This is a genomic window from Leptolyngbya sp. NK1-12, assembly GCF_032598965.1.
Taxonomy (GTDB): domain Bacteria; phylum Cyanobacteriota; class Cyanobacteriia; order Elainellales; family Elainellaceae; genus Elainella.
In genome coordinates this window covers 602,122-615,559 of the sequence record NZ_CP053587.1, presented here as the reverse complement: position 1 = coordinate 615,559, position 13,438 = coordinate 602,122, and the positions used below count along the sequence as shown (strand labels likewise).

12 protein-coding genes are annotated in these 13,438 nt (G+C 41.5%); all 12 read right to left on the bottom strand.

The genetic code is table 11. The features are described 5' to 3' along the window. Positions 1 to 177: 177 nt before the first annotated feature. The 12 genes from HJG54_RS30910 to HJG54_RS30855 all read right to left on the bottom strand — a co-directional run bounded on the left by HJG54_RS30910 (position 178) and on the right by HJG54_RS30855 (position 13,438). Positions 178 to 1,416 (bottom strand): glycosyltransferase, encoded by a 1,239-nt coding sequence (locus HJG54_RS30910; RefSeq protein ID WP_316436962.1) that lies wholly within the window; start codon positions 1,414 to 1,416, stop codon positions 178 to 180. Then, a complete protein-coding gene (locus tag HJG54_RS30905) occupies positions 1,413 to 2,678 on the bottom strand; it encodes a glycosyltransferase family 4 protein (protein WP_316436960.1) in 1,266 nt (421 codons plus the stop codon). The genes HJG54_RS30910 and HJG54_RS30905 overlap by 4 nt, the downstream gene beginning before the upstream one ends. Positions 2,679 to 2,830: 152 nt before the next feature. Then, positions 2,831 to 3,895, bottom strand: coding sequence for a hypothetical protein (locus HJG54_RS30900; RefSeq protein WP_316436959.1), 1,065 nt, complete (start codon positions 3,893 to 3,895; stop codon positions 2,831 to 2,833). Between the two features lie 235 nt (positions 3,896 to 4,130). Then, complete coding sequence (locus tag HJG54_RS30895) at positions 4,131 to 5,159, bottom strand: glycosyltransferase family 2 protein (protein ID WP_316436958.1); 1,029 nt, start codon at positions 5,157 to 5,159, stop codon at positions 4,131 to 4,133. Positions 5,160 to 5,171: 12 nt separating this feature from the next. Continuing rightward, positions 5,172 to 5,990 carry a glycosyltransferase gene (locus HJG54_RS30890; RefSeq protein ID WP_316436957.1) on the bottom strand — a complete coding sequence of 273 codons (819 nt, stop codon included), beginning with the start codon at positions 5,988 to 5,990 and terminating at the stop codon, positions 5,172 to 5,174. A 57-nt stretch (positions 5,991 to 6,047) separates the two neighbouring features. Beyond that, complete coding sequence (locus HJG54_RS30885) at positions 6,048 to 7,025, bottom strand: hypothetical protein (RefSeq protein ID WP_316436956.1); 978 nt, start codon at positions 7,023 to 7,025, stop codon at positions 6,048 to 6,050. A 12-nt stretch (positions 7,026 to 7,037) separates the two neighbouring features. Next, positions 7,038 to 7,979 carry a glycosyltransferase gene (locus HJG54_RS30880; RefSeq protein ID WP_316436955.1) on the bottom strand — a complete coding sequence of 314 codons (942 nt, stop codon included), beginning with the start codon at positions 7,977 to 7,979 and terminating at the stop codon, positions 7,038 to 7,040. After that, positions 7,976 to 9,241, bottom strand: coding sequence for a glycosyltransferase family 4 protein (locus HJG54_RS30875; protein WP_316436954.1), 1,266 nt, complete (start codon positions 9,239 to 9,241; stop codon positions 7,976 to 7,978). Before HJG54_RS30875 ends, HJG54_RS30880 begins: the two co-directional genes overlap by 4 nt. 124 nt (positions 9,242 to 9,365) lie before the next feature. After that, positions 9,366 to 10,307: a hypothetical protein gene (locus tag HJG54_RS30870; protein WP_316436953.1), complete on the bottom strand. Its 942-nt coding sequence runs from the start codon at positions 10,305 to 10,307 to the stop codon at positions 9,366 to 9,368. Between the two features lie 112 nt (positions 10,308 to 10,419). Next, positions 10,420 to 11,355 carry a glycosyltransferase gene (locus HJG54_RS30865; protein ID WP_316436952.1) on the bottom strand — a complete coding sequence of 312 codons (936 nt, stop codon included), beginning with the start codon at positions 11,353 to 11,355 and terminating at the stop codon, positions 10,420 to 10,422. After that, positions 11,340 to 12,386, bottom strand: a complete 1,047-nt coding sequence (locus HJG54_RS30860) for a glycosyltransferase (protein ID WP_316436951.1) — start codon at positions 12,384 to 12,386, stop codon at positions 11,340 to 11,342. Before HJG54_RS30860 ends, HJG54_RS30865 begins: the two co-directional genes overlap by 16 nt. A gap of 71 nt (positions 12,387 to 12,457) precedes the next feature. After that, a complete protein-coding gene (locus tag HJG54_RS30855; RefSeq protein WP_316436950.1) occupies positions 12,458 to 13,438 on the bottom strand; it encodes a glycosyltransferase family 2 protein in 981 nt (326 codons plus the stop codon).

Genomic DNA, 13,438 nt, shown 5'->3' with positions numbered 1-13,438 from the left:
AATTCTATTATTCGTCTTAACGGTTCATCTAATTTTTCTACAATATTGATACTCAGTGACTGTAATATGCAACCGTTAATCTCGAAAACTTACAGTACTTTATAATTAAAGCTGCTTTCGATATGGCTTAACCTGACAGGGAGCGATTGGAGATCTCAGAGGGGAAATCAGAAAAATTCATTGCCAAACTTGCTCTACGGCTGCTAGGAAGTGATACTGTTCAACATCCCAATTGTAAATCTTTTGGCCCAAGGTCCAAGCAGTTGCTCGTGCCACATTCAAATGGTGAGAATTAATCAGCCATTGATCCAAAGTCACAGCAATTCCCAATGGATCTGTACTATCTACAATTACAGCGGCCTCACCCAATTTTTCAGCGAGTTCTATTTGTGCAGGTGTGTTACTCATCAATACAGGTAATCCAGCTAACAAATAGGCGAAAATCTTGTTTGTCAAGCAAATGCTGCGGTTGTAAGGTTCAGTTAGCTCCATTGAGAGGCCAATATCATGTTCAGCGGCTAACCTTACCATTTCTGAAGGAGGTGCCGAAGATAAGAGGTGAATCCGATCACCTACTCCCACTGCTTTTGCAAGCTGTTCTAATTCGTTTTGATATTCTGCCGCCAAAAGGCCACGCAGGTGTAATCGCACTGGGGTTTGCATCTGGCCCATTGCTTGAATAACCACCTCCAGACCACGTCCCGGCCCAATAGTCTGAGAGAACCAGTATAGGGAAGGTTCTGTTCCAACGCGATCGCTTTTTACCTGTTCAGGAGAAGATGATGCTTCATCTAGTGAAAACACATTCAAAATGGATTTCATCTTCACTCCATAACGCTTAACATAGGCTTCAGCAATCATGGGTGAAGCAGCCGTCAGATGATCGCAGTGGGGCAACAAAGCCCGTTCTATATAGTCGCGTACTGCTATTTCAGTTTGGTTTTGTGGTGTCTCTGCCAGTTCGCCAACATGAAAATCTTCAGCATCAAATCCTAGGTAAGCTTGATGTTTTTGAGCCGCGATTGCTGCTGCGGGCAGTGCTGCTAGACAGTGAGCAATATATAAATCTGCTGGTTCGGCGGCAGCAACTCGTGCTAACTGATAGCTCATTGGGTGATGAGCCCAAGTGGCTAGTGATAAATGAGAAATTCCAATGTTAGCTGCTAAGCTGCGGGCTATTTCCTGAGTCATTCGGCGACGCAAGTATTGCGTTCTATTGCCCAAACCAACTCGATCACAGCTCCAACTCACCTTTGATAGCAGAGTTTGATCTAACGGACGAACAGCGGCCATATAGTCTCCGGCTACAACCCGTACCTGATAACCAGCTTGATAAAGAGCATTGGCTTCTTTAACCAAGCGCGGATTCGAGGCAATATGGCCAGGGCTAACGAGACAAATTCTTTTCTGCATCATAAACTGTAGCCTGCTGTCATCAGACCTGCTTCAAGCTGTTGGATCAAACGATGACGGTAATCAGACCATTGCCAATTTTTAGCGGTCTCTAGCGCCGCCTGACGCATCTCTCTCAATTCCAATCGATGTGTGATACACCACTCTAATGCTTCAGCCAATGCTTGCACATCTCCTGCTGGAATAATCAATCCATTTACACCATGTTGGACCAGATCGGCAGCCCCAGCCCGATCGGTCGTAATTACTGGTAAGCCTTGAGCAAATGCCTCTGTGACAACCATGCCAAACCCATCACATAGGGTTGGAAACACCAGTACATCGGATCTACGGTAGATTGGGTAGAGTTCACTACGAGGTACAGTCCCAGTCATATAAACTGAATCTGAAACCATTCTCAGTAGTGATTCTGGTAGTCCCATTGCGCCATAGACATCGAGTTGAGCTGCGGCCTCAGGGTGGAGTTGTTTCCAAGCTTGGAGGAGATAATGAGCGCCTTTACGAACACTGAACGTGCCTGCCCAAAGAAATCGGACTTTAACATTATTGGGGACAGAATGGGTATAGGCTTCCGGATGAACGGAGGGTGCTCCATAGGGTACAACTCGTACTTTATTTTCATCCACACCAGCCGCAACGTAAGAAGCTTTTGTAAACTCAGAATTTGCAATAATTAGATCAGCTAGTTGCCATTCTTGGCGTCGTCGTTCAGTGCGAATTTCTTGCCTTGCTCTACAGTATTGTCGATAAGGTGATTGCAGTTCAGGAAATTTTCTAAATTCTTTTTCTAACAGATTTTCAACAAAATCATGCTCTGGAGAAGGAACATCATAAATCCGAGCAATGTTTTGTTGCTTGGCAGCTTGAAAGGTCGCTAAACAGCCATACTCGTAGCCATATACGGCTTGGGAACCTGGTATTTGCTTGGCAACCCAGTGATCGAATTGATTCAATCCCCAATGAAAAACTACGTCGGTTAGACGTTTATCTTGGTCAATTCGGGCAACTAGCAAACGAAGCAATTCTGGCAATGCATAGCTTTTGACGAGGGAAACAGGAAACTCACTGACAGCTCGACGAGATAGTTGATGAGCGAGATCGAATTTTAACAGCTTCGCGAAGCGATGTGCTGTCTTCAACCAAGCCGTATCAGGATGATCGACTAAGGTTGTGGCAAATTGATCTAACATCTCTGCCTCAAAGAGTGCTCTACCAACCTGCTGTACAAAGGGGGCTGGCATGAGATGGGCTAATGTAACTGACATAGGTTAGTTATTCAAGCTGTCTAAATTGAAGGAATAATTAAATATTAAATAGAACTTCAGAATAGTAATATCTTGTTCATCAACATAATCTAGAGTCTTGATATTCCAGAAGATATTCTGAGCTAATAATAGCTTAGCTATTTTCCTAATGATCAAGGCTGATAGTAGCGTCTTCTTAAAGACTTCTTAGGTTGAGCATAAGATATTTCAAAGCTTTCAGGTTTAGACCAATCAACATACCATTTTCCCTTACGGATGCTCTTTTCTCGTTTTACATAGACTCGATTAATATAGGGATCAAATTCGGATTCTGTTGAACAATTGATAACAGGTTTTGCAGGAGCAAATGGCTGTGGAAAGAAAGTATAGGTTATGCACAATATCAGACGGTGCCTTTGTGTGGGGATTTTAGCACGATGAAAACCAAAAGGATTCATCAACCAAGCTGTTCCTGGTTTACCAACAATATTGATCATATTCTCTGAAACTGGAAATCCAGATATCTCTAGTTGCTGAGGCGTAGTAGAGAATTTATTGTATCGATCGGGTGTTGAACGATTGTAGGTATTTTTGATATAACTATGGGGGCCAGAAGTTTCATCTACATCGCTCAGGTAGATAAAGAGCCGTATCTCTGTCCAGTCATCGATATCGCGATGATAACTTTCTGGATACTTTAAATATAAATTATTCTGATTCTCATATTCATCGAACCCATAGCGAAGCCACCAAGCTTGAATCAAAGAAATAGTTGGCTTACAGCCAAACAAGTAGCTGACTATTCCTAAAGCTCTAGGATGATTGGCCAATTTCAAGATCTGGGGGCAATCTAGAATATCTCCTATTCTGTAATGGGCGTGTAAACAAGACTTATGAGCTGCTTCAGGGTTAAAGAAACCGACTTTCTCTAATCGATCTGGATCAAAACAAGGACGGCTCATCAAGTGTTGCTTGATTTGCAATGCCTGATTTTCTGAAACCCAGTCTTCCAAGAAGCATAGACCATCAGTTTTGAAACGGTGAATGTCCCGCTCATACTGCTTGGCTATCTGCTCAAAATTTCCACTAGGCATTAGACGTGATATAACAGATGAAACTTTACTTCTATCTCTAGGTTCTAGCTTTTGCCTTTGCAAATAGTATAAAAACCATCGATAGTCGGTAATAGATTGTTCGATTAGCCTAAAGTATTTTTGAAGGGGTGTTTCTGATTTCATTTTGGGATTATGCCCTTGATTAGGAGAGCAACTAGTTGCTTGTGTCTAAAGATGCACGGCTATACCATAGTCATCCTAAATGGGACACAAAAAGTAGTCTCCCACTTTCGTATTCTCAAGCAAAGCTCAGCATTTTCTAAGCACTCTCTTTTGCCGTTGTATCAGGAACACCATCTAAGTAATATTAACCTAAACGTTCGGGAGTAGGTTGCTTTTGCAATGTTTTTGCTACATCTCAGATATTAGAGCTGATGGATAGTCGATATAGAACCTCTCTTCTTAATTTGGAAATTTTCCATCCTATAGCTAATTTATTATAGCCATACTGATATATCAATCTCTGTAATTGTCTTGCTTTTTGCCAACCTAAAGTATCAGCAAGCAATCTAAAGACGGGACCTCCGGTTGGTTTCAGATTGGATCCACCAAATTCTTGAACCTTAGCGTTTGCTGCTTGTACAAGATTGGGAACGTCAGGATATGCCTCATAGATAAACCGTTGAAAAACAGTTGCACATGCATGGCGAGTTCTCTCACTGTTCTCCCTCGCCAGTAAGTTGTTAGTGCCTAGTTCGAGAGAATCGAAGGCAGACTTCCAGGCTAAAGCAGATCTTGACCCGCTTAAGCTGCTGGTATTACCCGATCGGTAATAGGTTTTTGCTCCCCAGCAAAACTTTACACCTTGGCTAGCTAGTAATATACGGCTAAAGTAGTCAAAATCATTGATGAGAGAAAGGGATTCGGTCCAGCCACCTGCTCGATTTGCAATCTGTCGTGGAATCAACCACGCTGCTCCATGCATCATCAAATGGTTCTCCCAAGCGCATAATAACCAGTCTACAGGCTCAAAATCTGCCCATAAGGGCTGTCGAATGAACATCGCTTCACTGGGTGATTTATAGAAGCGTGACCATTCACACGAAGCGACATATTCCAGATTTCCATCTTCAAACAGTTTCATCTGCCGTTCAATTTTGTCAGGAGCTAGCAGATCATCTGCATCTAAATATTGAATGAAATCGCCTTGTGCTTCCTGCAATGCTCGATTTTCTGCGGCGCTCTGCCCTTGATTCTCTTGATGAATTACTTTTACGCAGGTTGATTCAAAACGTTTCGCAACTGTCAGTGTATTATCCCTAGAGCCATCGTCCACAACAATTATTTCAATGTTAGTCCATGTTTGTGCTAGAGCAGATTCTAGAGTTTTTGCCAGCCAAGATTCAACATTGAATGCAGGAATTAGGATTGATATTAGAGGCTTCATCGATGATTAGATTTAGGAGCTAGGTGAACACAAATAACGTTGTTTCAACCGTTCGTATAGACAGCGCTTATCGAAGCTGGCGTTTTTGTTTAGATTGTTTTGCCGCCAAATCTCGTTCCAAAGGTGGAGAGCATGACTATTGCGAGTCAATTTACCTGTTTTAGTATGGGGTCGGAGAATTGGCCGAACCAGATCTTTGGCTGACTCTATCGTTTTATGCAAACTTAACTTCTCGCAAGGGTAAACAATTTTCTTAACCGCCCTCCAAGTGATTGGGCAAAAGTAATCGTAGGGAACTACATATTGCTCGAATTTTAGTTCTGCTACTGCTCGTTGAAGTAAAAAAGGACCGATATCTCCATAACTAATCTGAGCTGGATCTGTTCTGTCACTGGTCTCAACTAAATAGTTGGTGAAAGTAGAATTCTTTTGTAGTTTGAGAACGCAAGTAATTGCGGGTGATCCCCATATCCCCTCATAACTAGAGGCAATGACATAATCTGACTTAAAGTTGAAAGGTTTCAGGCAGATCACATCTGTATCAACCCACCATCCTCCTTTTTGATTTAGTAGATGGTAACGGAAGAGATCGGCAAATCCTGCATAGCTGCCTTTGCCCCAACCAGTTTGATAAGTGAAAATTCGATCTTGAGGTAAAATTTCATTTCCATCTTTGATAATAGTGTTTTCCGGTACATTTTTGACATCACCATACACATAAAGATGGTATTCATGCCCATTTTTGAGAAAAGACTGAATAGATAGTTGCTCCATTAAGGAAAGCTGTCCACCAATCCATAAGCCTTGAATTACCCTATTTTCTGATTCCAAGATAGTTACTCCTTCGCTTGAATCCAATATTGCAATATTTGACTAAATAACCAAGGTTTATGCTGTAGTGAAATGCTTCCAACCGTAGCGGAAATACCAGGATTTAGAGACCGAAACGTAATGATGCAGAACGGCTTTAGGCTGAATTACTTCGTTGTGATCGGGCATCACAATATAGTCTTTGGAAGGAGCTACAGCGCAGGGTTGATTTGCCAGCATCATGGCTACTAGTGCCTGTTCTTGGTAGTAATGAGTTCCTTCTTGTTCAATTAGGGTTCTACACCAAAACTCTAGTTCTTCCCAATCAATTTCACTACTACTGAGTCCACAAATTCCAACATTGAGCCGCTCAGGAAGATAGGTTTTTGCTAGTGCAGCCATCAAATGATCTGAATAACCATAGGATGTTTCAGTATCAATCATGTAGCAAGGATTTTGAGGATTTTTTAGCCAATCTACGAGGAACGTTGGCATCCGAAAAAATAGCATGTCGGAGTCCAGGACCAACTTCCATCCTTGCGATCCTGCATGAATATCGGTCAGTTTTCGCATGTTAGGGTAATTCAACCGACGTTCTCGTAGATAAGGAAACCGATTAGCTGGTAAATCTTGCTCTAACCGTTCTTCAATTTCTGCAATCGGTACAATTTTGGCATCAGGAAAAATTCGCTGAATCTGACTAACATACTTCTGTTTCAGAGTGCCGTCATCATAGATCACAGGACGTAAATTGATGTTGGTATTGTGGGCCATTGAATAGGCACAGAAGCAAGTTTGATACCAAAACTTTTGACCAGTCAAAAAATAAATATTGAATGTTTCTTTGGCCTTATCAGCCTCAATCGTAGGCAGATGACAAGTTGCTGCCTCCATTTGCAACCTTGACCAGTGGTCGATTGCCATGTTGCTAGCTCCTCGGCGCTGGCATGTTTCGATGAAGCCTTTAGGAACATGGTAAACCCGGTAAAGCAGGGAACCCAAATGCAATGATTTTGCCAACCGTCGTAGAGGGGATGGTTGTGAATTGACAATCATGATATTGCAGCTCTAAAGTAACTCAGCTTGTCCTTCAAACAGCCCACAAGCACCTTGCCAACGGATGTAGCTAGCTGGGTCTCTCCAAGGTTGGTAGCAGAAGAAGGCTTTGATCTGTCGGGGTAACACAGTCCAGCGGGGAACTTTCGGCCAAAGACGAATATCGTGTATATCTAAAACCTGAATCCAGGATTTTGTCGAGGCGCGATTCAATCGTGCAAGATATTCTTTAGTCAATCGTTTAGCAGAAATAAGGTGGGTGAGCTGAAGCTCTGGGAAGTAGGCTATTCCCCAACTGGCTTCGAGTAAGGTAAGCACAATATCGTTATCTTCTCCTGATGTGAGTTGCTGACCTGTGCGACCCAATGCTAATCGTGTACGATTTCCAATAATGCGCTGTACATACAGCTCAGCCGCCTGTTTGCGAATCGCTAATCCAGCACCAATAGGAGCGAATGGTGGATACTGTTTCTGCGACTGAGTGGTTTCTGTCCAGATGCAAATCTGAATTTGATTCCCTAAATCTCGTATACCTAATGGAGCGTCAACGTTAGCAAACCACGGCTCTGGATTCACTTCAAACTCAGGTAGGGACTTGCCACCGATTGCCCCTAGCTGGGAATGCTGCCGAAATATCGCAAGTGTATGCTTCAAATAGTCTGGTGCAAGTACATTGTCATCATCAGCAAAGACTAGAATCGCAGCTTTGGCTTCTCGAAAGCCACAGAGGCGAGCGGCAGTTAGTCCTAGAGTTTCTTCTCGCACATGGCGTGCATGAAGATGCCATGTCAAATCAATCTCTGAAGACAAAATACTATTACTAGCGTTATCGATCAGCAACAACTCCCATTGGTCTTGCGGCAAAGTTTGTGCTTCGAGGGCAGTAAGTACCCTCTCTAGATAATCTCGTCGAGGGTTATGAGTACAAATGATGACAGTGATCTCAGGTGTCATGCGTTTGAAATAGGATGAGTTGTAGCAGTTGCACTTCTCGGCCCTAGGCGTTGTCTACGTTCAATTGCTCTTTGATAGCTAGCTTCTTGCAATGCACCAATTCGATCGAGGTTGTATTCTGATAAAACTCGCTCGCGCGCTGCTTGGCCGAGACCCATGCGTAATTCAGGATCATTGAGTAATTCGATTACAGCCTCAGCAATCTCTGTTGGGCTGTGAGGAGATATTAACCGCCCAAACTTCCCACCATCAAGCAATTCAGCCATTCCTCCAGCTCGACTGGCAACGATTCCACGTCCGGCAGCCATAGCTTCAACGCAGACTAGTCCATAGCTTTCCCAGATACTTGGGAAGACGCAAATATCGGTTCTTGATAGAAGTTCAGGAATTTGCAGTAGGGAAATACTACCTGTAAACTCCAGTGAATTCAGATGACGCCGCAGTTTGTCCTCAAGATACTGACGCATATTCATATCACGTCTAGGTGAGTTCCAGGCAGGACCAACGAAGCGAAATTTGATGTTAGGATGATATTTCAAAATGAGTGGAATAGCATTTGCTAAATCTAAAATGCCCTTACGAACTTCTAACCGACCTATAAACGTGATTACATCTGTTCGTGTATTGATTGGGGTATTCAGTAATTCTGCTGGTGGGATATATGCAAAAGGGATATGAGAAACTTTATGGTAATCTAATTGCCATTCATTAATTAACGCATCAGCAATTGCTTTAGATGGAGCAACAATCTCGTCTGCTTCTAGTGTATGCAATCGCTCGATGTCATCAGCGGGGTCATACTGCCACCGAGGAAAGGGTTTCGGAAATTTTCCTTGACGCAAAGCTCCTAAGTGCCAGCGCAACTTTTGCGAAAGAGTTGGCTTCACAAAGCTATACTTACCAATCAAAAAAGTGGGTGTATGCAGCTTGATAACGAGTGGAATGCTGGGAACTAATTGGACTGCCCATTTTGCATTTGCAGCAATTTCTGGGCCTTCTAATACGTCAAATTGAACAGAACGATGTCGTTCTGCAAAAACTTGTCCAATCTGTTCCCCAAAGATAGAATTGTTAGAACCAATAATTCTATGAACTATGATGCTATTTTCAATATTTATTCCAGTACGGGAGGAACTGCCAGCGAATACCTCTACATGATGCCCACGATGTGAAAGCATTTGAGCTGCTTGTTCTACATAGGTTGCAATGCCTCCCAACGCTGTATCAGGTGGGTATTCATAGCTGATAAAAGCAATCTTCATGTAGAACTATTTCGATTGAGTCTTAAAGGTTCAGATGTTGGAATTTGACGATGGAGATTAGCACAGAAGTTACTCAGATTGAAGGTGCTCAGGTGTCAGCTTTAGCTATTTATCGCTAGGATTATTAAAGCAAGCATTGACTGGCAATAAAACTATCTAGCTTGCTATTTAGGAGATCTGGATCTCGTTCAACCTTCATCACTTGGTAGTATTGCTCCGCGATGTTTTGTAGTTCAGAGAGAGGAATTGAGAATAATCGAGAAGTTGATTGAAATAAATGATTGAAATCCAGCTCAATAAATGTATTTTTTTGATTGAGGCTAAAACTACGCGGAGCTTTACCAACAGGCACACAACGAGCATGAGCACATTCAGTATATTTCAGGAACTCTAAACTACACCTCGAAGGTGATACGAACATAAAGCGAAATCTAGAGAGGTGTTCAATATACTTGGTACCAATGTAATCATGTCTCTGCTTTTGACCTATATCGGGATAGCCAGGATGCTCTAAAAGCTCTATACGATGACGTAATAGAATATTCCTGCCTACTTTATCAAGAAATTTCTGACGATAGGGGTAAAATAGGGACCCGATAGCACCAGAAAGGATGATTTTATTTTTTCTAATTTTTAAGTTGGAGTTGATATGACATCTAGTTTTGAAGGCGTAAGGAATAACAAGCAGTTTCTCATTATTAGTTGCATCATCTAAGTCTTTGGTAAACTCTTCAGGTTGATAAGGGCTTAAGAAATATACATTCTGCTTATCTTTTATTTTAACCAGAAATTTATAATACCAATGATTGTTACATTGTTCATAATATGGATCGACAATTCTAAAAAAGAAAATAGAATTAATCTTTTCGAGATTTAAAGTTTCAAGATAGTAACATTCTGATTCAGTAATTCGAGGATCGATAATGTTGATCTGATTCACTTGAGGAGCAATCGCCTTAATTGAGCTGGTCTTCCATCCCATTTGGTCTGCATATAAAGGACCTGCATCATAAGTAATCATTTTAGAATAATTAAATTCATCAGATAAAATATAGACTTTTTGCATAGCTAGTTGAGTATTGTATGAGAATTTTCAGATGAGATAATTGGAACAAGTCAAAAGTTATAGTTCTTAAGAATAGTGCTCTAAGCACTGGTTCAGCTTAATTTTGAATTTTTTACTCCTCAATTGTCTTCTGAAACTTAAAAATTTCTTCTAGAGCTTGCTGTTTTGCCATTATTTCAGCTTGTATCATCTTTCGATAAATTGGCTCGTGCTTCATTAAACGGATTTTGTCAATCAAGTGACGAAGAAAACTTTTCTTTTGTATGCTAGGTATGTTTCCATATCGTAAATATTCAAGAATGTATGATGACATACCACCTTCGCGCTTTAAGCGCAGTAAATATTCCTCTTGTAATCTGGTTGTAGGAATAAGATGGTTTAAACGAAGATTGGGAAATAAACCCGTTGCATATCCACAATCATGAGCTGTAAGCGCAAGATCTAGATCTCCTGCACTAGAGAGTAGGTTTCCTCGTCTATCAAGTCGAAGCCGCAATGGATCTTCCTGTGTAACCTCATAGTATCGATAAGCAACTTCTCGCTTGATGCAAATTCCTGCGCCATAAGGAACATTTTGCCCACTAAAGGAGCGGTTTCCCCAAACGGGTTGTCTAACCTCCCGAACTGCTAGAAAAGATAAGAATGGTTCCTGCCAAGCCTCAAGTGGGCTATCAGTCTCTGCGCTAATGTGCCCTCCAAAGGCTCCAAGAAACGGATACTCCTTCAAAATATGTATTGCTTCCTCCAAATAATCCGGTTCAAGAACATTATCATCATCAACAAAAATAAGTAGATTGCCTTGTGCTTCTTTAATTCCGCGCAATCGAGCTGGAGTAAGACCTAAGTTTTCTTCTCGAAGATGACGGTTTCTAGGATGCCAACTTAGATCTAGCTCAGAAGATAAAATTTCATTACTAGCATTGTCAACTAGCAGAAGTTCCCAAAGTTCCATCGATAAGGTTTGAGATTTTAGTGCTCCCAAAACTTTTGTAATATAATCTCTTCGGGGATTATGTGTACATATAATGACGCTTACAATTGGTTCCATAATTGGCGACTTTTGTATAGAATCGATCGTTTTACAAGCGACCGAATTAAGGGCAATGATGATTGAAAGACCTTGAACGAACGACTACAACGAAACGCTTCCTGTATCTGATTAGCTGCCCCAATTAGTTCATTTTGACTAAGCATTCGACGTGCCGTACTGAGGGCATGAAAGGCAAAATGCTCTTTAGCTTTTAAGGATAGAAAATGAGCTTTGTCCTGAGGTAAATATGCTTCTGCAATCTCAATTGCTTTACGGATGTCTACAATATCTGAACCGGATTTGGCTAGGCGGGAAGTTTCAGAATAATTATGCATTCGGTAACAGGCAAGGATCCTCGGTTCATACCAAATTTGGTAGTGAGAAGCAATTCTCTTCCACATTTCCCAGTCAGCAGCAAAGTGAACTTTGGACAAAAATCCACCCAGTTCCTCATAAACGCAACGCTTAACAACCATTGCAGGAAATTGAATTCTTTGCGCAACCGCAATACGCTCTATCCAGTTGACTAAAATACCAGATGTTCTGCTTTCAATTTCTGATAAACCCTGCCAATGTTCATCACCATCAATGTAGGCATGACGACAAAAAGCTGCGCCAACTGCTGGACTTGCTTGAGTTGCAGCGAGTAACTGGTTGTAAAAACCAGGCAAGACAATATCATCTTGATGCAGGATATGCACCCAATATCCTCTAGAGCGCTGAATACAAGCATTCCAATTATTAACTAATCCAACGTTTCGAGGTTGTCTAAAAAATGATACACGCCCTCTACCAATTTCTTTTACAAGAGATTCTGGATCATCTTTGGTGGAGCAATCGTCGATTACCTCGATCTGCATTTGGCTGATCCCAAGGTCTTGCTCTAAGACAGAACGGAGAGTCTGCTCAAGATATTTTGTGCCGTTGTAAGTCGGAATCATTACTGACCACAGAGGACGTTCTACCTCTTGAGGAATAGGTGTAATTGAGGGATATAAGCTGCTAGAAAATTTCAGAGCTTGATCCTCTGACTTCAATAGCTTAATCATTATTTGTTGCCTTTATTGATTTTTACGAGCAGTGATTAAGGTGATTGAAACTACAAGCTGCGTTATTATAATTATACTTTTGACAATAAAGCCTGTGATAATTTACGCTTATATCGCCTTGCCCCATGCAGCTTTAAGCGTTTTAACAATCTAAGCTCAATGAATGGATCGAATGATTTGGCAAGTCGATACAAGTCAATAGTCTGTTTCCATTTGATCTTTTCTTTGTGCAGTAAAGTCAGAATCAACCAATAACTGGCAAACTCGTCTTTTTTAATTTCCGTAATTTCAAACGGAATGGCGACTTGTTCATGTAGAAAAGCAAAGACTTGCATTTGCTCATGAAGCACTCGGCTACCCGCACCTGGTTTCGAGCGAACACTGGAATTATGAGTGCGGTAATAGTTTAAAATTTTGGCAGTAAAGAAAACATCAGACTCTAGAAGCAGCTTGATCCATGTCATCCAATCACCACAGAGAAACATTGGCTCGTAGGCATAGCCAACCTTTTCAAACAGTTGCTTCCTAGTTAAAACAGCGCTAGCGTTAGGAACCGTGTTCCTTAATGACAAATAGTTTCTGCACTCGTCTAAGCCATTGTTAAAGAAATCTTGACGCCATCTCTCTTTGCTAACATCATCTGTCCACCAATGCATGGTGTCTTTCAGTTGATTATGTTCATCAACTTGGCGGGATTGACAATAAGCTATACCGACATTGGGATGATTGTCTAAAATAGGGACAAGCGTTTCTAGAAAAGTAGATTCAGCAAAATCGTCTGACTCTGCAATCCAGATGTATTCACCAGTGGAATGCTGGATACCTTTATTCCACTGCTTGAAGGGAGAGCCGCTATTTGTTGTGTTGAGGATTGATCGTATCTTAGGATGATCTGCGAACTGAGCAAAAACTTCATTGCTGTTATCAGTCGAAGCATCATCTAGGTAGATTAGTTCAAAGTCCTGGTAGGTCTGATCTAGAATGCTTTGAAGCCGCTGCTCTAAAAACTGTGCATGATTATAATTAGGCACAATAACACTAACTTTTGGCAT